The 20,101-nt window shown below is 62.0% G+C and carries 23 protein-coding genes and 1 pseudogene; 9 read left to right on the plus strand and 15 right to left on the minus strand.

Annotated features, from left to right (window positions below; all coding sequences use genetic code 11):
- Positions 1-30: 30 nt before the first annotated feature.
- From ACE3PP_RS18975 to ACE3PP_RS18990, 4 genes are all read right to left on the minus strand, one after another.
- Positions 31-1,206, minus strand: coding sequence for an acyl-CoA dehydrogenase family protein (locus tag ACE3PP_RS18975; protein WP_374384848.1), 1,176 nt, complete (start codon positions 1,204-1,206; stop codon positions 31-33).
- A 26-nt stretch (positions 1,207-1,232) separates the two neighbouring features.
- Positions 1,233-1,871, minus strand: a complete 639-nt coding sequence (gene betI / locus ACE3PP_RS18980) for a transcriptional regulator BetI (RefSeq protein ID WP_374384849.1) — start codon at positions 1,869-1,871, stop codon at positions 1,233-1,235.
- Between the two features lie 70 nt (positions 1,872-1,941).
- The gene (locus ACE3PP_RS18985; RefSeq protein ID WP_374384850.1) at positions 1,942-3,141 is read right to left on the minus strand and encodes an aromatic ring-hydroxylating dioxygenase subunit alpha; all 1,200 of its coding nucleotides are present in this window, start codon (positions 3,139-3,141) and stop codon (positions 1,942-1,944) included.
- 213 nt (positions 3,142-3,354) lie between these two features.
- Positions 3,355-4,140 carry an SDR family oxidoreductase gene (locus ACE3PP_RS18990; RefSeq protein WP_374384851.1) on the minus strand — a complete coding sequence of 262 codons (786 nt, stop codon included), beginning with the start codon at positions 4,138-4,140 and terminating at the stop codon, positions 3,355-3,357.
- A 133-nt stretch (positions 4,141-4,273) separates the two neighbouring features.
- Here ACE3PP_RS18990 and ACE3PP_RS18995 point away from each other — a divergent pair, with 133 nt between their 5' ends.
- Positions 4,274-4,669, plus strand: coding sequence for a winged helix-turn-helix transcriptional regulator (locus ACE3PP_RS18995; RefSeq protein ID WP_374384852.1), 396 nt, complete (start codon positions 4,274-4,276; stop codon positions 4,667-4,669).
- 9 nt (positions 4,670-4,678) lie between these two features.
- Here the strand turns inward: ACE3PP_RS18995 and ACE3PP_RS19000 are convergent, their stop codons facing one another.
- From ACE3PP_RS19000 to cyaY, 4 genes are read right to left on the minus strand one after another with little or no spacing between them, the layout of a single operon-like run.
- Complete coding sequence (locus ACE3PP_RS19000) at positions 4,679-5,593, minus strand: pseudouridine-5'-phosphate glycosidase (protein WP_374384853.1); 915 nt, start codon at positions 5,591-5,593, stop codon at positions 4,679-4,681.
- A complete protein-coding gene (locus ACE3PP_RS19005) occupies positions 5,590-6,507 on the minus strand; it encodes a carbohydrate kinase family protein (RefSeq protein ID WP_374384854.1) in 918 nt (305 codons plus the stop codon). Before ACE3PP_RS19005 ends, ACE3PP_RS19000 begins: the two co-directional genes overlap by 4 nt.
- A 41-nt stretch (positions 6,508-6,548) precedes the next feature.
- Positions 6,549-8,357, minus strand: coding sequence for an ABC transporter transmembrane domain-containing protein (locus ACE3PP_RS19010; protein WP_374384855.1), 1,809 nt, complete (start codon positions 8,355-8,357; stop codon positions 6,549-6,551).
- Between the two features lie 3 nt (positions 8,358-8,360).
- Complete coding sequence (gene cyaY / locus ACE3PP_RS19015; protein ID WP_374384856.1) at positions 8,361-8,693, minus strand: iron donor protein CyaY; 333 nt, start codon at positions 8,691-8,693, stop codon at positions 8,361-8,363.
- A 262-nt stretch (positions 8,694-8,955) separates the two neighbouring features.
- Between cyaY and rpmE the strand changes: the two genes are divergently transcribed.
- On the plus strand, positions 8,956-9,180 hold the full coding sequence (rpmE, locus tag ACE3PP_RS19020; protein WP_320499559.1) for a 50S ribosomal protein L31: 225 nt from the start codon (positions 8,956-8,958) through the stop codon (positions 9,178-9,180).
- Between the two features lie 58 nt (positions 9,181-9,238).
- Here the strand turns inward: rpmE and ACE3PP_RS19025 are convergent, their stop codons facing one another.
- Entirely contained in the window at positions 9,239-9,862 is a 624-nt protein-coding gene (locus tag ACE3PP_RS19025; protein ID WP_374384857.1) for a carbonic anhydrase, read from the minus strand.
- A 12-nt stretch (positions 9,863-9,874) separates the two neighbouring features.
- Positions 9,875-10,870, minus strand: coding sequence for a TerC family protein (locus tag ACE3PP_RS19030; RefSeq protein ID WP_374384858.1), 996 nt, complete (start codon positions 10,868-10,870; stop codon positions 9,875-9,877).
- Between the two features lie 414 nt (positions 10,871-11,284).
- Here ACE3PP_RS19030 and ACE3PP_RS19035 point away from each other — a divergent pair, with 414 nt between their 5' ends.
- Entirely contained in the window at positions 11,285-11,809 is a 525-nt protein-coding gene (locus ACE3PP_RS19035) for a PAS domain-containing protein (protein WP_374384859.1), read from the plus strand.
- The gene (locus ACE3PP_RS19040; RefSeq protein WP_374384860.1) at positions 11,784-13,088 is read left to right on the plus strand and encodes a methyl-accepting chemotaxis protein; all 1,305 of its coding nucleotides are present in this window, start codon (positions 11,784-11,786) and stop codon (positions 13,086-13,088) included. Before ACE3PP_RS19035 ends, ACE3PP_RS19040 begins: the two co-directional genes overlap by 26 nt.
- Positions 13,089-13,147: 59 nt before the next feature.
- On the opposite strand, the gene ACE3PP_RS19045 is transcribed toward ACE3PP_RS19040, so the two are convergent.
- Positions 13,148-13,690: a cytochrome b/b6 domain-containing protein gene (locus ACE3PP_RS19045; protein WP_374384861.1), complete on the minus strand. Its 543-nt coding sequence runs from the start codon at positions 13,688-13,690 to the stop codon at positions 13,148-13,150.
- A 5-nt stretch (positions 13,691-13,695) separates the two neighbouring features.
- Positions 13,696-13,962 (minus strand): PepSY domain-containing protein, encoded by a 267-nt coding sequence (locus ACE3PP_RS19050; RefSeq protein WP_374384863.1) that lies wholly within the window; start codon positions 13,960-13,962, stop codon positions 13,696-13,698.
- Positions 13,963-14,124: 162 nt separating this feature from the next.
- On the opposite strand from ACE3PP_RS19050, the gene ACE3PP_RS19055 reads away from it, so the two are divergent.
- Together ACE3PP_RS19055 and ACE3PP_RS19060 are read left to right on the plus strand one after the other, a co-directional pair.
- Positions 14,125-14,784 (plus strand): response regulator, encoded by a 660-nt coding sequence (locus ACE3PP_RS19055; RefSeq protein ID WP_374384864.1) that lies wholly within the window; start codon positions 14,125-14,127, stop codon positions 14,782-14,784.
- Positions 14,781-16,112, plus strand: a complete 1,332-nt coding sequence (locus tag ACE3PP_RS19060; protein WP_374384865.1) for a sensor histidine kinase — start codon at positions 14,781-14,783, stop codon at positions 16,110-16,112. The genes ACE3PP_RS19055 and ACE3PP_RS19060 overlap by 4 nt, the downstream gene beginning before the upstream one ends.
- 28 nt (positions 16,113-16,140) lie before the next feature.
- Here the strand turns inward: ACE3PP_RS19060 and ACE3PP_RS19065 are convergent, their stop codons facing one another.
- Positions 16,141-16,587 carry a DUF1465 family protein gene (locus ACE3PP_RS19065; RefSeq protein WP_374384866.1) on the minus strand — a complete coding sequence of 149 codons (447 nt, stop codon included), beginning with the start codon at positions 16,585-16,587 and terminating at the stop codon, positions 16,141-16,143.
- Positions 16,588-16,837: 250 nt separating this feature from the next.
- Between ACE3PP_RS19065 and ACE3PP_RS19070 the strand changes: the two genes are divergently transcribed.
- Positions 16,838-17,302, plus strand: coding sequence for an Hsp20 family protein (locus ACE3PP_RS19070; RefSeq protein ID WP_374384867.1), 465 nt, complete (start codon positions 16,838-16,840; stop codon positions 17,300-17,302).
- A 439-nt stretch (positions 17,303-17,741) separates the two neighbouring features.
- On the opposite strand, the gene ACE3PP_RS19075 is transcribed toward ACE3PP_RS19070, so the two are convergent.
- A complete protein-coding gene (locus tag ACE3PP_RS19075; RefSeq protein ID WP_374384868.1) occupies positions 17,742-17,924 on the minus strand; it encodes a DUF1192 domain-containing protein in 183 nt (60 codons plus the stop codon).
- A 110-nt stretch (positions 17,925-18,034) separates the two neighbouring features.
- Here ACE3PP_RS19075 and ACE3PP_RS19080 point away from each other — a divergent pair, with 110 nt between their 5' ends.
- The gene (locus ACE3PP_RS19080; protein ID WP_374384869.1) at positions 18,035-19,033 is read left to right on the plus strand and encodes an NAD(P)H-quinone oxidoreductase; all 999 of its coding nucleotides are present in this window, start codon (positions 18,035-18,037) and stop codon (positions 19,031-19,033) included.
- Between the two features lie 209 nt (positions 19,034-19,242).
- Entirely contained in the window at positions 19,243-19,902 is a 660-nt protein-coding gene (locus ACE3PP_RS19085; RefSeq protein WP_374384870.1) for a DUF1013 domain-containing protein, read from the plus strand.
- On the opposite strand, the pseudogene ACE3PP_RS19090 reads toward ACE3PP_RS19085, so the two are convergent.
- Positions 19,903-20,101 (minus strand): annotated as a pseudogene (locus ACE3PP_RS19090) (hypothetical protein); the annotation flags it as partial.

A 20,101-nucleotide genomic window follows, 5' to 3' on the forward strand; every position in this document is an offset into this window, starting at 1 on the left:
AGCGGGGTTTGGCTAGGGCGGGGGTGCTGCTTAACCGGCGAGACTATCCGCACCCCGCTTCAGCAGGCCGTTGGCGATGATGAGTCGCTGGATTTCGCTGGCACCTTCCCAGATGCGGTCGACGCGGAGTTCGCGGAAGAAGCGTTCGGCCACATTCTCGCGCATATAGCCGCGCCCGCCGAAGATCTGCACGGCCCGGTCCGCCACCCGGCCAGCCATCTCGCTGGCATAGAGCTTCACCATGCTGCACTGGGCATGGGCGGTCTTGACGTCGGCGCCGGCGTCGATGGCGCGGGCGGCTTCATAGGTCATGAGTCGCGCGGCAAACAGTTCGGTGACGCTGTCGGCCAGCATGAACTGCACCGCCTGCTGATCAGCGAGCGGTGTCCCGAAGACGATGCGCTCCTTGGCAAAGGCGGTCGCCTCCTCGATCAGGCGCTCGGCGGCACCGCAGCAGCGGGCGGCGATCATCAGCCGCTCGTGGCGGAACCAGGCATAGGTGAAGCCCATCCCATCGCCTTCCTGGCCGATCAGATTGCCCACCGGCACGCGCACATCGGTCAGCCGATAGATCGGATGATGCGCACGGTAATTGTGCGTATAGGCCGGGGTGCGGACGATATCGACGCCGGGCGTATCCATGTCGACGAAGAACAGGGCATGCGCGCCTGCCTTGGGGCCGGTCGTGATCTTGGCCTGGAAGAACATATAGTCGGAAAGATTGGCGCTGGTGACGTGCCACTTCTCGCCGTTCAGCACGTAGACTTCACCATCGCGGCGTGCGGTCGATTTGATGGCGTCGACATCCGAGCCCGCCTCGGCTTCGGTGATGGCATAGCATTCATGGCGCGCGCCGGTCATGAGCGGCTTGATCCAGCGTTCGATCTGCGCAGGTGAGCAAGCCTCCAGCATCCATTTCTGCGGATTGTTGGCGCACCAGCCCAGCGCATTGGTGACGCGCCCGGTCTGTTCCTGCGCTACCGCCTGCTCCAGCGTCGTGAAGCCGCGTCCGCCCATGGCGACGGGCAGGTCCATATTGTCGAGGCCGGCTTCGATCGCCTTCGTCTTCATCCGCTTCCAGATATCGTCCGGCACCAGCCCGTCATTCATCTCGGCATGGACTTCCCAGGGGATGAGTTCTGCATCGACGAAAGCGCGGACGCGCGCCTGAATCTCGCGGGCGCGGGCGGGAAGGGCGATGGTCATGGAAATAAACTCCTGGAAGAGGATGCTTATGCGGCGGCGTTGCCGTTGGCCGCCACCTTGCCGCTGAATTCCTTGGGGAAGAGGCCGGCAAGGAAAATGCGGACGCTGGCCTTGGCGGTATCGCGATCGGTCTGCTTGGGGTTGAGCAGCATGTCGAGCCACAGCCCGTCGATCATGGCGTTGAAGCCGCGGGCGATGAGAGACGCGTCCAGCCCCTCATAGCCGCCTTCGTCAATGAGGGCCTGGAAACTGGCCGTGGTGGATTGGTGGAAGGTGCTGGAAAGGTCGGCGCACATCTTCAGGAATTCCGGGCGCCAGCGCGTTTCGCCCCAGAAGGCATACCAGACGGTGACATGCTTGCGGTTGGCGTGGGTGCGGGCGAAGTCCGCCTCGATCATGGCGTCGATCTGGGCCGCCGCCGACTTGCCGGCCTTGGCGAGAACGCCGCGCATATGCTGCTCGTAATCCTCGACCAGATGCTTGAGCGTTGCGATGAGGAGGGCGTCCTTGCTCTTGAAATAGAAGCTGACGATGCCGACCGAAAGCCCGGCCGCCGCGGCGACATCGGCAATCTTCAGCTCGGTAAAGCCCTTGCGGGCAATCCCGTCGATGGTCGCTTCGATCAGCTGCCGGCGCCTTGCCTCTTTGGCTAATTCGCGGCTCATGCCGGTTCCATTCCCCTCCAAGGGCGGCAGAACCGGCCAGGCACCGGATGTCATGTCGAGGCGCTTCAGGTCAGGCCGCCGACCGGTTTCCGTCGCGCAGGGCGTCGTTACGCTGCCGCAATGTGCCGGAAACGGGCGCCTGGGCATCGTTGACCACGGGGCAGGCGGCGCGAATCCGATTGTGGAAATCTAACACCGCATGCTCGTAATTGGAAAGCGGGCCGGGCTCATAGCCGTGCGACCCCATGCCGTTCTGGACCCGCTCGCAAAGCTCGCGATCCTCCAGCCCCACCTGCCGGTTGATGCGGGCATTGAGGTATTGCATCGCCTTTTCCCCCCGGCTGGCGTTCGGGCGCACATAGATCGGATAGCGCATCTGGCAGGTCGTGCCGGACAGCGGCAGGATCTGGAAGATGTCGAAACTGTCCGGATAGATGTCGAGCCCGATATTGGGTGCCAGCGAAAAGAAGGTCCAGGTTCGGCGCGTCTCATCGCCGAGCTGCCGGAAGGCGTCCTTGGCGAGGTGCTGGTACATCCGCTCCGCCCGGTTGGCCGAGAAGGTCTCCTTCAGCACGCTCTTGCTGTAGGCGACGCCGTGACGGTTGATGGTTCCAGTGAGATCGCTGTCGAACATGCGGTTGAGGCCGGGATGGCCGACCGGGATATGGTAATTCTCGAGATTGTTGTCGACGGCGATCTTCCAGTTGCAGTCCCACTTGTCGACCCAGGCCGGGCCACCGGGGACCATTTCATCGAGCCGGTATTCCTCGATCACTTCGACCATGTCGCCGAAGGATTCCCGCAAGCTGGGGCCGCCGGGAACGACCCGCGCGAAAACCATGCCGGAAAGCACCTCCAACTCGATCTCTTTGAGCCCCAATTTCTCCTTTTCGACCCCGGGAAAGGTCTTTTCGGCCGGGAGGCCCTTGAGTTCACCCGACAGATCGTAGCTCCAGCCGTGATAGGGACAGGTGATGCGGGCGCGGCAATTGCCGGTGCCGGTCAGCAGCTTGGCCGCCCGATGGCGGCAGACATTCATGAAGGCGCGCAAGGTCTCGTCCTTGCCGCGCATGACCAGGATCGAATCCTTCTTCATGTCGAGCGTTGCGAAATCGCCGGGGTTGCGCACTTCCGAGACGTGGCAGACGAACTGCCAGCTGGGCAGGATGAGGTTCTCGTACTCGATGTCGACGAGCTCGTCGCTCTGATAGGCCCAGGCCGGCAGGCTGACCGGAAGACCGCCGTGGCGGAGCGACTTTTGAGATTTCATGTCCTGCATCATCGTCATCATCCCACTCCGATCTGCGCTGGCGTTTATATGACAAAGTTTGTAACTCAATAGACAGATAAAGTCAATGATTTCAGATTAATAGATCACTTATATTGAATGATAGTTCAATCAAAATCCAAAGGAATCAAGGCGTTGATCGGTCGGTCCTAAGCCTGCTGGGCAGGTGTTTCCTTCCTCGGTTGGGCGATCGCTTCAGACGGTCGGGATAGTGCCGCCGTCGATCACAAATTCGGTGCCGGTGATGGCGGCGGCGCGGGGCGACGCCAGAAAGGCGACGAGATCGGCGACCTCACGGGGTCTTGCCGGACGCCCGAGCGGAATGCCGCCGAGGCTCCGCATGATGATCTCTTTGCCGCCCTCGTAATCGGTGCCGGCTTCGTCGGCGAGGCGCCGGGCCAGGTCGATCGCGGCATCCGTCTCAATCCAGCCCGGCGCCACGCTGACGATCCGGATGCCCTTGGGCGAGACCTCCTTGGAGAGACTCTTGCTGTAGGTCGATAGCGCTGCCTTCGCGGCGGCATAGGCCGTCGTCGCTTCGGGCAAGGGCAGCCTGCGCTGGATCGAACTGACGTGAATGACGACTCCAGAGCCTTGCGCGATCATGGCCGGCAGCAGCGCGCGATCAAGCCGAACAGCAGGCATGAGATTGAGGTCGATTTCCCGCCTCCAGATGGCATCGTCGAGTGCCGCAAAGCCGCCGCCTGGCGCCTTTGATCCGCCCAGCACATTGATGATGATATCCACGCCACCCATCAGCTTGTTGACTGCTTGTACGGTGCTGTCGCACCCCTCCGCTGTTGTCAGGTCGGCCGCGACATAATGGAGTTTCGGCCGCGCCTCTTCTTTCGGTACGGAACGCGAGACAGCGACGATATGCGTGCCGGCGCCGTGTAGGGTATCGACCACAGCGGCGCCGAGCCCCTTCGTGGCGCCGGTGACCAAGACGCGACGACCGGCAAGATCCAGCGAGAAAGTCATCGTTCGCCCTTCCATTCGCTGTGATGGGAGTGTTGATGCCGGGTGGAGATGTTCATCATTTCCTCGGAGCGCGGGTTGGCCTGGGCGTGGCCTGTTCTTGTGCCGCACGGAAAATGGTCGTAGTGCTTATCGAATGACAAGAACGCACGAAAAAGTAAGCTCCTTACCTGCCGGTAAGCCGGTGAACGGCTATACGCGCGAAACAGCGGCGGCCGGCGTCGAAGAGGCAAAGAAGCTGTTCGAGGGGCGTTGGAAGCTCGAGATTCTGTTTCATCTGTTCGGCGGCAAGATCCTGCGCTTCTCAGATCTGGAGCGCGCGATCCCCGCTATTTCGCAAAAGATGCTGGCGCAGCAATTGCGGCGGCTGGAAAGCGATGGGCTGGTCACGCGGACGGTCTATCAGCAGGTGCCGCCAAAGGTCGAATACGCGCTGACCGAATGGGGGCAGTCGCTCTGCCCGTCACTCGACGCTCTCCTGACCTGGCTCGCCGCGCGGCCCGAGCCGGAAGATGCGGGCGCAGGTGAGTAGATCGGCGGTCTAGCGGCCCGCGCCGAGTGCGGCCGCGATGGCTGCGCCGAGGCGCGCATTGTGGCGCACCAGGGCGATGTTGGCGGCAAGCGAGCGGCCCTCGGTCAGGGTGGCGACGCGCTTCAGCAGGAACGGCGTGACGGCTTTGCCGCGAACGCCGGTCGTTTCGGCTTCGAGGAGGGCGCCTTGGATCTGCCGCCCGATTTCCTCGGCTGGTATCTCATCTTCGGCTGGGATCGGATTGGCGATGATGACGCCGCCATTGAGCCCCATCTCCCATTTGGCGTGCAGGATGGCGGCAATCTCGTCGGCATTCTTGGCGGTGAAGGGCGATTTGTGGCCGCTGTCACGTGAATAGAAGGCTGGGAAAATGTCGCTTCCCACCGTCACCACGGGGACACCGGCGGTTTCGAGATATTCGAGGGTAAGGCCGATATCGAGGATGGATTTCGCGCCCGCGCAAATGACGGCCACATTGCTGGTCGCCAGTTCCTCAAGATCGGCCGAGATATCGAAGCTCTTCGCCGCACCGCGATGGACGCCGCCGATCCCGCCGGTCACGAAGACGCGGACACCCGCCATCGCAGCGATGCGCATGGTGCTGGCGACCGTGGTGGCACCATTGCCCTTGCTGGCGACAAGGACCGGCATGTCGCGGATGCTGGCCTTCACCATGTCCGGTGACCCAGCCACGCGCGCCAGCTCCTTTTCTGTGAGGCCGACCTTCAACCGACCGTCGAGGATGGCGATGGTGGCCGGCACGGCGCCGCCCGCGCGCACGATCGCCTCGACGCTTTCAGCCGTCTCCAAGTTCTGCGGATAGGGCATGCCGTGGGCGACGATGGTGGATTCGAGCGCCACCACCGGCTTGCCGACGGCAAGCGCCGCAGCGACCTCCGGTGCGATTTCTAGATAGCGGTTCATCGGCCACCCTTTCCGCCCGCAGCGACATTCGACATGGAACGCACGGCACGCGCTGCCAGTTCCTGGCCTTTGCGCGCAGCCATTTCGGCGCTTTTCCCGACCGCCAGAGCATAGGCAAAACCGGCAACCATGGCATCACCGCCGCCCGTCACATCCTTGATGGTGCTGCCCTTGCGCGCGGCGATGAAATGCTGGCCTCCCTCGGCCGAAGAAAGGAAGCTGCCATCGGCCCCGAGCCCCACAAGCACGATCCCGACCCCCAGGTCATGAAGTCGTACTGCGGCCCGCTGCAGATCGCGTTCGTTCTTGACGGGTGCGCCCACCAGTTCGCCGAGTTCATCACGATTTGGGGTGAGAGCCGCAATCTGCAAACCTTCTTTGAGCAAGGGCAGCAGGCGCTTGGCCTTTGGTACAGATACGGGATCCAAGACCAGTGGTCTCTCGCCGCGTTTGGCGATCAGCGCCAGCGCCTTCAGGCAGGGGAACGGCAGATTGCCATCAGCCACCAGCAGGTCGGCCGCCGCCAAGGCCTCCTTTCGCGCATTGATGTCGCCCGGTTTCATTGCGTCGATCAGGCTCATGTCGCTGACGCCGATCAGCATCTGTCCGCCAGAATCCAGCGTTACGTTATAGGTGCCGGTGGCACCCTTGCGCTGCAGCATCAGGCTGGTGTCGATCCCGGCGGCGCGCGCAGCACGGCGCAGGCGATCGCCCGCGGCATCTTCGCCGATGACAGTGAGGAGCTTCACGTCGGCACCAAGGCGCGCCAGATTCTCAGCGATGTTACGCCCGACGCCACCAGGGCTCGTCTCGGTCCAGCCGGGATTGGAGGTACCGGGCACCGTCTTTCCGGCAATGCGGCTTTTGATGTCGAGATTGGTTCCGCCCGCAACGATGATCGACGGACTTTTCATTTGCCCAGTCTCCCTGTGATGGCCTGACAGCAGGCGCCAGCTTACGCCGCTTCCACAGGTTTGGTACCGCTTGGCTGATCGAACTGCAACTCGGCCAAGCGTGCATAGAGCCCGCCCTGACGGATAAGCTCGGCATGCGTGCCAATGGCGTCGATCCGGCCCTTGTCGACGACGACGATACGGTCGGCCTTGAGAACGGTCGCCAGGCGATGGGCGATGACCAGGGTCGTCCGGCCCACCATCAGCTTGTCGAGAGCGGCCTGAACCAGTTGCTCGCTCTCGGCATCAAGCGCTGAAGTTGCCTCGTCCAGAAGCAGCAAGGTCGGATTGCGCAGGATGGCGCGGGCGATGGCGATGCGCTGGCGCTGGCCACCGGAAAGGCGCACGCCGCGTTCACCGAGATGGGTATCGAAACCCTGCGGCAGGCGCTCCAGGAACTCGGTCGCATGCGCGGCATCGGCGGCGGCGCGAATGGCTGCCATGTCGGCCTCGGGCCGGCCATAGCGGATATTCTCGGCGGCACTCGAGGAGAAGATCACCGGGTCCTGCGGCACCAATCCCATTGTCCCTCGCAAGGTCTCAGGCACCAGATCGCGGATGTCGATGCCGTCCAGCGTGATGCGCCCGTCATTGGGGTCGTAGAAGCGCATCAGCAGCTGCATGACCGTCGTCTTGCCGGCCCCCGATGGGCCGACGATGGCGACCGTCTCGCCGGGCTCGATTGTCAGGTTGAACCGGTCGAGTGCCTTCTGCTCGGGCCGTGACGGGTAGTGGAAGGTCACGTCCTCGAAGCCGATACGACCGGTAAGCGGCTTGGGAAGATGCTTGGGCAATGGCGGCGCTGTGATGATCGGCCGCGTGTTGAGCAGCTCGATAATGCGTTCCATCGCACCGGCTGCGCGCTGCAGATCGCCGACCACTTCGGTGATGGCGCCGAGTGAGCCCGCCACGACGATGGCATAAAAAACGAAGGCCGAGAGCTGCCCGGCCGAGATCGAACCCGCCAGCACATCGGCGCCGCCGATCCACAGCACGATCGAAATCGCCCCGAAGATGAGGAGGATGACGAGGGCCGTGAGCAGGGCACGGGCACGCACGCGCGCAGTTGCGGCGTTGAAAGCTTCTTCGACGCGGTTGCCGAAGCGCTTTCTTTCCTCATGCTCGTGCGCAAAGGCTTGGACCGTGCGGATACCATAGAGCGATTCATTGGCGTCGGCCGAAACCTCGGCGATCTTGTCCTGCGAGAGGCGCGAGAGGACCCGCACCTTGCGGCCATAGATGATGATCGGCGCCACCACGAACGGAACCACCAGAAAGACGAGGCCGGTGAGCTTCGGGCTGGTGATGAACAGCATCACGGTGGCGCCGATCATCATGATCGTGTTGCGCAGGGCGATCGAAGCGGAGGAACCCACCACCGTCTGCAACAGCGTCGTATCGGTGGTGAGTCGCGAGATGACCTCGCCTGTCCGCGTCACCTCGAAGAAGCCCGGTGACAGGCTGACGATATGGTCGAAGACCGCCTTGCGGATGTCCGCCACCACCCGTTCGCCGACCCAGGTCACGAAATAGAAGCGGATATAAGTGGCGACAGCCAAGACAACAGTCACGGCAAAGAGGGCCAGCACGGTTTCGTCGAGGATCGCCGGATCGCCCAGGCCGAAGCCGCGATCGACCAGGTAGCGCATGCCGCTGCCCAGTGCCAGCACCGTACTCGCCGTCACCAGCAGTGCGATGCTCCCCGCCAGCACGTGCCAGCGATAGGGTTTGATAAATTGGAGGAGGTCGCTCAGGCGCCGGATCTCGCGCGATGTCGGCCGGTCGGGAAGATTGGCACCGCCACGCGCCATGATTCAGGCTCCCAAATCGATGGGCTTACCGGCGATGGCACCGAGTTCCGCATTGAGCCGGGCATGCAACGGGTCGCCGCCGCGTGTCGACTGCCAGGTTCGGCCATCGGCTTCCGGTTTGAAATGGGCGGCGCCGCTCTTCGGGCTGGAAAGCCAGATTTCGCGGTTTTCCGTGTGCTTGTTGATGACATAGGTGCCGCCGTCGGCCAGTTCGACCGTCAGGACCGAGCCTTGGAGGTCGATATCCTCGATGGCATCGCCTAGGGAATCCTCGATGGCGATCATCAGCCGCTTCAGGGTATCGCTGGCCAGGCGGTCGAATTCGGCGGCTTCCATCGGCTTATCCCGAGCAAATTCCTGGGCTATTCCAGGACGCGGCACCTGACATAACCGGGCCCGCGCTCCCCCGCAATGGCAAATCTGGATACCGAATTAACCATTTTGTCGCGGTTTTCCAGCCAACTAGGCGCATCTGGCCGGAACCGGACATCGGTTCTTGCGCATTTTGGGGGGCTTGGTTATAAACCGGCCAACTTTCGCCCAAGGGTCGCTACCCAAGGGTCCTTTACCCGTGGGTTTAAGCGTAGGAGATTTTGCCATGAAGGCCACTGGTCATCCGGATTACCACGAGATCAACGTCGTCATGACCGACGGCACCAAGTTCAAGACCCGCAGCACCTGGGGCAAGGAAGGCGACACGCTGAACCTCGACATCGACCCCAAGTCGCATCCGGCCTGGACGGGCGTTCACCGTCTGCTGGATTCGGGCGGTCAGCTCGCGAAGTTCAACAAGAAGTTCGCTGGCATCGGCCTCAAGAAGTAAGCCTCGCGCATTTGCCGCAAGGTCGAACGGCCGCCCTTTCGGGCGGCCGTTTTTTTTGTCACGAGACCGGTTGCAGACCCTTGTCCGTCACCCGGGCGAGGATGCCGGTGTGGATGTCGAAGCGGAAGCCGTGGATGGCAAGCGCACCGGCCGCGACGGCGTCTCTGATCCAGGGGAAGGTGAGGAGGTTGCCGAGGGTGAGGCGGATCACCTCCATCTCGCACAGATCGAGATGGGCGTGCCCATGCTCCTCTCCTTCCGCGTGCTGGTGCGGGACGCGGTCGAGCGCCCCTTGCGCGATCGAGACCCAGGGAACGACGAAATCCTGGGCCGTCTCCGGCGCCCCTTCCGCCATTGCCTGCACGCCGCCGCAGCGCGCATGGCCGAGCACGACGAGCCGCTTCACCTGGAGGACACGCACGGCGAATTCCAGCGCCGCGCTGGTCCCGTGATAGCCGCCATCGGGCGAATAAGGCGGCACCAAGGCGGCGACGTTGCGCACGACGAACAATTCGCCCGGGCCGCAGCCGAACACGGTCTGCGGATCGACCCGCGAGTCTGAACAGGCGATCACCATCGTCTCGGGTCGCTGGCCTTTTTCTGCCAACACCCGGTAGCGTTCCCGTTCGGCCGGCCAGACGTCGGCGCGGAAGCGGCGGTAGCCGTCAATCAGTTTTTCCATCGAAAGACCTCGTCACGCTGAGAGCTTCTGCGCGCTCCTAGTGCGCCAGAGCGAATAGAAGATACCGCTGGCCAGGATGGCGAACGTCACGCCCAGCGACCAGCTGGCAGGGAACTTATCAAGGCCCAAGAGATCGGCCACGAAAATCTTCGAGCCGATGAAAACAAGGAGGATCGCCAGCGCCTGCTTCAGATAGGCAAAGCGGTGGAGAATGGCGGCAAGGGCGAAATAGAGCGCCCGCAAGCCCAAGATCGCGAAGATGTTCGACGTATAGACGACATAGGGGTCGGTGGTGATGGCGAAGATCGCCGGCACGGAATCGACCGCAAAGATGACGTCGGTGAACTCGATCAATACCAGAGCGAGGAAGAGCGGCGTCACGAAAGTCGCCAAGCGCCCCGTCTTTGGGTCGGAGCGGCGCACGAAGAAGTGCTGCCCTTCGAGCTTATCAGTGACGCGGAACCGGCGGCGCATGAACCTTACCAGAGGATCATTGCCAAGATCGTTCGGCTTATCGCCCATGAACAGCATTTTGATGCCGGTGACGATGAGGAAAGCGGCGAAGATATAGAGGACCCAATGAAACTCCGACACCAGGGCCGCGCCGAATCCGATCATGATCGCGCGCAGCATGATGGCGCCCAGAATGCCCCAGAACAGCACCCGGTGCTGATACGCGCGGGGAATGGCGAAATAGGTGAAGATGAGGGCGATGACGAAGACGTTGTCGAGGGCGAGGCTCTTCTCGACCACGAAGCCGGTCAGGTATTCGAAGGCCGGTTTGGACCCCAGCTGCATCCAGACGAAGCCGCTGAAGGCAAGGCCAAGGGTGATGTAAAGCGCGGAAAGGCCGAGGCTCTCGCGCACGCCGATTTCATGCCCTGATCCGGTCTTGTCCCGATGCAGGACGCCAAGATCGAAGGCAAGCAGGGCGATGACGATGCCGATGAAGCCCAGCCACATCCAGGCCGGCTGGCCGAGAAACAAAAGTCCGAAGAAACCATCCATGATGAACCCCGATTGTTGCTGCAAGGGGTGCTCGACACATGGATTCGGCGGGAAAGAAAGACCGGACCGGCATCGAGAATCACCCGATTACGGTCCGACATCACGAACCAGATTCTTCAGAACCCAAGTTCGCCAGAGGGGCCCGGCCCGTGGCGCTCAAATGGGGATCGCAACGCCCTTCTACAAGCGCGCGTACGCAGGAATATGTTCAGGTTTCTTTGCTGCACAGCAGCATAACGGGTGAGCCGTGGCAATCTTTCGCCATCGATCGCTAACTAATTGGAAAATTTAAGATAAATCCAGGGACAAAGCGCAGCTTTAGTCACTATTATTTCGCTTCCCTACCGAATGTTGTGCGATTAGATAGCTCCTATAAGTCTACCAGACTAATAGGTATTACAATTGGAGCATCGCATGGCACGCGCAAACATATTGCCGACGGGTGTCGAATGCCCTTATGGGCCGGAAGAGTTGATCGTCAGCAAGACCAACCTCAAAGGTCGCATTACCTATGCCAATGACGTTTTCCTGCGACTCGCCAGATATTCGGCGGCGGAGGTGATCGGCGCCCCCCACAACCTGATCCGCCACCCGGACATGCCGCGCAGCATCTTCAAGCTGCTGTGGGAGTCGATCCAGGCGAAGAAGGAAATCTTCGCCTATGTGCTCAACATGGCCAAGAACGGCGATCATTACTGGGTCTTCGCCCATGTGACGCCGACGCTCGACAGCAAGCGCAACGTGACCGGCTTCCATTCCAATCGGCGCAAGCCGGATCCAGTGCAGATCGACCGGGTGAAGCCCCTCTATGCGCAGATCCTTGCCGAGGAAAAGCGCCACGACAGCCGCAAGGACGGCATGCTGCGCGGCGTTGAATGTCTTTCGGATGTGCTGAAGAGCAAGGGTGTCGATTATGACGAATTCGTCTTCTCTCTTTAAGGCGGCGCTTGCCGTCGGCTTGGCCTTTCTCGTTCTGCTGGGTGGCGAGGCCTTGGGCTTCGTGCTCGATATCCGTGCCGGGTGGTTCTCCGCTGTCGAGGTCACGATCCCTGCTATCCTGCTGGGTCTGGCGCTCTGGTCCATCCGGCGCTCGCTCATTGAAATCCGGATCACGGCCGAGGTCTGCCAGCAGGCTTTCCTCGGCAATCTCGAGGCACGCGTCGCCACGCGGCGCGAAGGCGGCGATCTCGGTCGGCTGCAGGTTTCCATCGACAATATGCTCGACATCGTAGATGCCTTTGTGCGCGAAGCATCCGCCTCGATGGAATATGCCGGCCAGGGCAAGACCTTCCGCAAAGTGCTCACGCGCGGACTTCCGGGCTCGTTCCGTACCGCTGCCGAGGTGATCAATGCCGGAACGGAAGCGATGGACCGGCGCATGCGTGAAATCGCCGGTCTTGCGCAGGGCTTCGGCAGCAGCATGGATGGCGTCGCCCGCAATCTGGCCGAGGCCGCCCAGCAAATGGACAATGACGCCGGGTTCCTGACTGAAGCTGCCGACGATGCCAGTCAGCGTGCCGTGGCCGTTGCAGCGGCTGCGGAAAATGCTTCGGTCAACGTCCAGACCGTCGCAAGCGCCGCCGAACAGCTCAACGCTTCGATCACCGAGATTGGTCGCCAAGTGATGCAGTCCGCCGATATCACCGCCAGTGCGGTCAGCGAGGCCAACGCGACCAATCTGCGTATCCGGGGGCTGGCGGAAGCCAGTCAGCAGATCGGCGATGTTGTTCGCCTCATCAACGATATCGCCAGCCAGACCAATCTACTGGCCCTCAACGCCACCATCGAGGCAGCGCGGGCCGGGGCAGCCGGCAAGGGCTTTGCCGTGGTGGCCGGCGAAGTGAAGAGCCTGGCCAGCCAGACGGCCAAGGCCACCGATGAGATCGGTTCGAAGATTGCGGAGATTCAGACGGCGACGAAGCAGTCGGTCGAAGCGGTCGAGAATATCAGCCGCACCATCAGCCGCCTCAGCGACATCTCGGCCGGTGTGGCCGCAGCGATCGAGGAGCAGGGCGCTGCCACGCAGGAGATTGCCCGTAACGTGCAGCAGGCTTCGGCCGGTACGACCCAGGTGTCGGCCAACATCGTCACCATCAGCGGGGCAGCCCAGAAAACGGGCAAGAGCGCCCAGCAGGCCAAGGGGGCTGCGCACCGCGTCAGCGGCGAAGTTGAGACGCTGCGCAGTGAAGTGACCAAGTTCCTCAATGGAATGAAATAGGTCTGGCCGCGAGCGGGTGAGACGAGGGCAGCAGCAGAAAGGCCGCTGCCCTTCATCTATCAGGCCGTCACATCACCGGTACTTGGCGCGCGTTTGCGGCCGGTCAGCATGGCGCGGACGAGGTTCTCACGGTGGCGGAAACTCGCCACGAACACACCCAGGATATGCAGGCCAACAAGGCCCAAAAGGATGTTGGCGAGGAGTTCGTGGGTCTCTTCGACCCAATCCTCACCCCAGAAGGCATCTGTCGTATAGAGCCAGCCGGTCAGGCAAAGTCCGGCCATGACGAGGATCAGGGCCATGATCATCGCGGCGCCAGCCGGGTTGTGGCCGAGGTAACGCGCCTCGCGGCCGCTGACGATATCGCGCAGGTAGGCGGCGACGGCCCGCGGGCTGCGCACGAACTGGGAAAATCGGGCATAGCGTGTTCCCGCAATTCCCCAGACGAGGCGGAACGCGATCAGCGATGCAGCGGCATAACCCGCCCACAGATGCAGATCGCGCGCGTCCTCGGCGCTCAGCCAGGCGATGGCGAAGCTGGCAACCAGGCTCCAATGGAACACCCGGACCAGCGGATCCCAGATCTTGACCGTCGCCGCCATGACCGTCAGTCCTGCTGCGCCTTGACCAGCGAGAAGGTCTTCGGATCGTAATAGTTCTCGATCTTCTTGCCGTCCTTGTCGGTGCCATAGACTTCGTAGCAGCCTTCGTCGATCTTGATCTTCTTGATGGTGACGCCTTCGCCTTCAAGCTGCTTCTGGAGGGCCTCCTTGGGCTGCCATTCGCCTTCCGGCACGTTGCAGAGCTCAGCCGCCGCGGCGCTGCCGGCGCCGACGAAGCCCAGGAACAAGGTGGTGATGAGAACGCGTTTCATTGGGAAATCCTCATGATTGAAGTTCGGGAGTGATTGGAACTCGAGACCGGCGTAACATCGGTCCGACTCCTGAAGCCAATCTGACGGCGCGAAAGATTTTTCTTCAGCTTCGCGTAACCTCGCTCACCCACTATGCCGGCCGGATAAATCACGAGAATTCTCATGCGTGTTCTGCTGATAGAGGACGAACCGGCCCTGGGTGCCGCCGTCGAAGAACATATCCGTGACGCCGGACATGCCGTCGACCGCCTGATGCGGCTCGATGACGCGGAGGCTGCATTGCGTGCCGTCGAATACGGCCTGGTGCTGCTCGATCTCAACCTTCCCGACGGATCGGGCATCGACCTGCTGAAATCCATGCGGCGCCAGGGCGATACCCGCCCGGTCATCATCCTCACCGCGCGCGACCAGATCCGCGACCGCATTACCGGCCTCAATGCCGGCGCCGACGATTACCTGGTCAAGCCCTTCGATCTCGACGAACTGGCGGCCCGGGTTGCGGCGGTTGCGCGCCGCTCCGGCGGCAATCCCAATACCGTCATCCGCTTGCGCGACATGGAGATCGATTCCACCGCGCGTGTCCTGCGGATCGATGGCAAGCGCACCGACCTCACTGCGCGCGAATGGGCGATCCTCGATGAATTGCTGCGTCGACCCAATGCGGTGGTCAGCAAGGAAAAGCTCGAAGAGGCGCTTTATTCCTTCGACCAGGAAGTCGAAAGCAACACGATCGAGGTGCATGTCAGCCGCCTGCGCAAGAAGCTCGGCAAGGATGCAATCACCACCATCCGCGGCATCGGCTACAGGTTAGAGGGGGCATGATGCGGCGCTGGTCTCTCAACCGCCGCCTCGTCCTGCTTCTGACCGCCGCCTTGGGATTGCTCTGGCTCGGCGCGGTCGGCATCTCGACCTTCGTCGTCTGGCATGAAATCGATGAGGTACTCGACAGCGCGCTGCAGGAGACGGCACAACGTCTGCTGCCGCTGGTCGTCGCCGATATCGAGGAAAGTGAAGAGGAGGGTGGCGAGCGGGCCGTGGGCGACGATGTCGAAGGACATCATGAATACATCATCTATCAGGTCCGGGATGCGCGCGGCCATGTCTTGATGCGATCCCATGATGCGCCGTCCGAGGCTTTCGCCACGTCTTTGACGCCAGGGTTCAATTGGCATGACGGCCAGCGCTTCTATACCGAGATATCGCAAGATGGCGGCGTTGCCATGCAAGTGACCGAGAAAAAGGGTCACCGCATTGAGACGATCCTCAACAGCATGTTGGGTCTCCTTATCCCGGTCGTCTTTCTTCTGCCGCTCGCTGGCGTCACGATCTATTGGACCGTCAAGCAGGTAATGGGACCGATCGGCTCCGTGCGCGAATCGATCCGCACGCGAAGCAGCACCGATCTGGCGCCGATTGACGATGCGGGTCTTCCCGCGGAATTCGCGCCGATCGTCAAGGACGTCAATCGGTTGATGGAGCGTCTCGGCTTGGCCCTGGCGAGCGAGCGGGCCTTCGCCGCCAACAGTGCTCATGAACTGCGCACGCCGATTGCTGCAGCGATGGCCCAATTGCAGCGCCTTTCCGCCGACCTCGGACCGACCGCCAATCAGGCGCGGATCGACCTCATCCTCGGCTCGCTACGGCGACTTGGCAATATGGTGGAAAAGATGCTGCAGTTGGCGCGTGCCGATAGTGGTATCGCCATCACGGGTGAAGCGATCGACCTAATGCCCGTCCTGCATCTGCTGCTCGATGAAATGCGCCGCAGCACCGCTGGTGCGGGTCGCATCTCGCTGGCGGAATTTGAGGCCGGTGAATGGAAGCGGCGGATCGATATCGACGCCTTTGCCATCGTCTTGCGCAACCTTATCGACAATGCGCTCAATCACGGTGCAGCAGGGAGCCCCATCTCGGTTTATCTCGATGCCGTCGGTGATCTCCATGTCGTCAATCGCGGGCCTGTCGTTCCGGCAGGTGATCTCGTGCGCCTGACCGAGCGTTTTGCGCGTGGTGCGACTGTGGCGCAAGGGTCGGGGCTCGGCTTGGCGATTGTCGAGACGATCCTGCGGCAGGCCGGTGGCCGTTTGACGTTGTGTTCGCCGGCGCATGGCATGGAAGACGGATTCGAAGCCGTCGTGTCACTGCCGTGAATTTGGGATGCGCGTCGAATTGGGACGATCAGGCGCGGCCGCTGCGCTCGGGCGGCCAGGCACCGCCGTCACCGGGTTGCGTGGCGCGATCGTTTACCTGCGCGTCGAGATGCGCGATGCGCTGATAGAGTTCGAGGCTCCGCGCCATCAGCCGCTGGAAGTCGACGGGCATTTCGCGCATATCCTCGGTCGTGTCGCGACCGCACAGCACATGCCCACCAAGGCGCCGTTCCGGCGCCAGCGCCTCGTTGATGGTCAGTTCACCAGTCAACACGGCGCGATGCGTGAGGAGCCAAGCCAAGGCTTCGGTCAGGCGCGAGACGAGGCGCATGGTTTCCACGGAGCTGGCAAGGCCCTGATCGATCGTGAGGTGACGCTGGTCGCCCTCGGCGCGGTCACTGAGATAGCGGCGCGCTTCGACGAGCAGACTCATCGTCTCCGACATCGTGCGATCATAGAATTCGATCGTGGCCATCGATCGTTTGCTCCTCATGGTCGGCAGAAAACCGTTTCAGTGCCGCCATCAACAAAAACATGGTTGCATTCCAGAGCCTAAGAAACAATCCAACCGGTTAAGAAAAAGTGATGACCGGGTCTTGAAGGACGCCTGAGAGGACCTAAATCCGGTGTATCGGGGCGCCGAATGGTCGGGTTCCGATTAGATTTCCGGGTCGATCCCTTGGATGACCCAGATTTTCCCATGTTGCTCAACGGAGGATATGGCTATGCGTTCCTATGATCTTTCTCCCCTTTTCCGCTCGTCGGTTGGCTTCGATCGTCTGTCGCGCCTGATGGATTCGGCGCTGCGACTTGACGACGCGCAGCTTGCCTACCCGCCATACAACATCGAGCAGGCCAGCGAAGACGCCTATCGCATCACGATGGCGGTTGCCGGATTTACCGAGGCCGAGCTCACCATTACTGCGCAGGAAAACCAGCTCTTGGTTTCCGGCAAGCCCGCGAAGGACGAGGCGCCGAAAACCTACCTGCATCGTGGCATCGCCGGTCGTGCGTTCGAGCGACGCTTCGAGCTTGCTGATCACATCCGTGTCGTCGGTGCCGAGTTGGTCAACGGCCTGTTGCATATCGATCTGAAGCGCGAAGTGCCGGAAGCGATGAAGCCGCGCACCGTCGCCATCAACGGCGCGGCAAAGGCACAGCCCCAGATCATCGAGAACAAGGCCGCGTAAACGACCATCGGTCGGCCTCTCGACAGAGGCCAGAAAAGCGGAGGGCCGCTAACCGGTTTCCCGGTTGCGGCCCTCTCATTTTTAAAAAGCCTCAGACCTGTCTAACTTGTCGCCCGCGAAAGTTAGGAGGGGTGAGGGGACCCGTCAAGCGGGATTCATCGCTTGACATCTTCACGCGCGCTTTCGTGATCTGATTGTGAAAACCCAAGCGACTACGTCGAGATTTGTCGGCCCATTTCGCTGCGGAAATTTGTTTGCATAAAAACAAATCCGCCGGCGCGAAGGCCGGCGGCAAGTTAGACAGGGAGGCATGAAACTGGATCGGAGAGATCCAGGAAGGAAGAACGTGGTTCTTCCTGACTGCCAAAATAGGCACTCCGCGTGAACAAACAGTTAACGCAGACTCCTTTTTTCCATCGGCAAATTTCTGACCGGATGTTCAGCTTTTAAACAGGCTTTGCGCAGCGGCACGGTGATTCTTCTTTTTGGCGATATCTGCCTCTACCCGCAGGATTTCCTCCTTGAGTTCGTCGATATAGGCCGTCAGCTCCTCGACCCCCATCGGCTCCAGATTCCGCTTCTGCGCTTTCTTGGTCCGGGGTTCCAAATCATCCATGTCCATCGGTAGGCTCCCTTTAACGCGATTGCCGACGAGTCTAACGGCGGGGCTTGCCAATTGCCACGCCGGGCGGCTACCTCGGGCCCCTGCGCCTGATCCACAAGGAAATGATCATGACATCCCTGCCCAGCGAAATGACAGCGATTGAACTTAACGGCTTCGGTGGCCCTGAGGTGCTGAAACCCGGTAAACGCCCGCTGCCGACCTTGGCCGAGGGCGAGGTGCTGATCAAGGTGGCGGCCGCCGGGGTCAACCGGCCTGACGTCCTGCAACGCCAGGGTGGCTATGCGCCGCCGCCGGGTGCGTCGGACCTCCCTGGCCTTGAAGTCGCGGGCGAGATTGTGGCTGTGAAGGGCGATGTCGGCAGCTGGAAGATCGGCGATCAGGTGACCGCCTTGGTGGCCGGCGGCGGCTATGCCGAGTTCTGCGCAGCCCCAGCGCCGCAATGCCTGCCGGTGCCAAGGGGCTTTGACATGGTGCTGGCGGCAGCCCTGCCTGAGACCTTCTTCACCGTCTGGACCAACGTCTTCGAGCGCGGCGGCTTGAAGGCCGGCGAGACGTTCCTGATCCACGGCGGATCGAGCGGCATCGGCACGACGGCGATCCAACTCGCGCACCAATTCGGCGCCAAGGTGATCGCCACGGTGGGCAGCGCGGACAAGGCCGAGGCCTGCCGCAAGCTGGGTGCCGATCTCGCCCTCAATTACCGCGAGCAGGATTTCGCGGCCGAGGTGCTGGCGGCAACGGGCAAGCGCGGCGCCGACCTCATCCTCGACATGGTCGGCGGCGACTACATCAACCGCAATCTCTCCTGTCTCGCGGTCGACGGGCGCCTGGTGTTCATCGCCTTCCTGCAAGGGGCGAAAGCGGAGGTCAATTTCGCCCAGGTGATGATGAAGCGGCAGACCATCACCGGCTCGACCCTGCGGCCCCGTTCGGTCGCCCAGAAGGCGGCGATCGCCGCTGAACTCAGGACCAAGGTCTGGCCGCTTCTCGACGCCGGCAAGGTGAGGCCCGTCCTCTTCAAGACTTTCCCGCTCAAGGATGCCGCCGAGGCGCACCGCCTCATGGAATCCAGCGCACATACGGGAAAGATTGTGCTGACTGTCTAACCTGTTATTTTACAATGAGTTAACTGTAAAAACGGTTGCTGCGGCAAAGATTGCCCTTTGCACTTGCACAAACGAAGTGGTAAATGCCTGCGTTGAGGGCCAAGGCTTGGCGCGACCATCCGCGCAGCCTGCGGCTGTTTTTCCAACATGGTCAAGTCGTTGCTTGACCGCCCGACGGGGTTGCCGCCCCGTTGGCGTAGAGGAGTAGCATGACTCAGATCCTGATGCCCAAGGCGACGGCCGTTTGGCTCATCGAGAACACAGCATTGTCCTTCGACCAGATCGGCGCCTTCTGCGGCCTGCATCCGCTGGAAGTCCAGGGCATTGCCGATGGCGAGGTGGCGATCGGCATCGTTGGCCAGGACCCGACCGCCAACGGCCAGCTGACGGCCGAGGAGATCAAGCGCTGCGAAGGCGACACCACCGCCAACCTCAAGATGGCGAAGTCGGATATTCCGCAGCCGCTGACGCGTACCAAGGGCCCGCGTTATACGCCGGTCTCCAAGCGTCAGGACAAGCCCGATGCCGTGGCTTGGCTCATCCGCCATCACCCGGAATTGTCCGATGCGCAGGTCTCGCGCCTCATCGGCACGACCAAGCAGACGATTGCTGCCATCCGCGACCGCAGCCATTGGAATACGGCCAATCTCCGTCCGCGCGACCCGGTGCTGCTGGGTCTCTGCACGCAGACCGACCTCAATGCCGCGATCCTCAAGGCGCGCAAGGCCGCTGGCAAGCCGGCGACCCTCGACCCGCTCCCGGGTCATGAAATCCCGGACGAGCATGCCGAGCCGCAGCAGTTCGACAATGACGACCAGTCGGGCCAGTCGCGCTGGGGCGATCTGTCGGCGCTGTTCCCGAAGAACTGATCAGTGGCGTGACCTCGCCGCTTTTCGATGCGGCGAGGTCATCGCAAAAAGACCCAGGCCCAAGGCCACGTTCAGCAGGGCGCCGATAACCACGGCGCCCAAAGCTGTTTCTGGGCTGCCATGTTCGATGAGAAAGGCGCCGGCCGACGGCGCCGCGGCCTGGGCGAAGAGGCTCGGGCGGGCCAGCCTGCCCATGATC

Origin of the sequence: Dongia sp., assembly GCF_041910485.1 — a bacterium.
Lineage (GTDB): Bacteria > Pseudomonadota > Alphaproteobacteria > Dongiales > Dongiaceae > Dongia.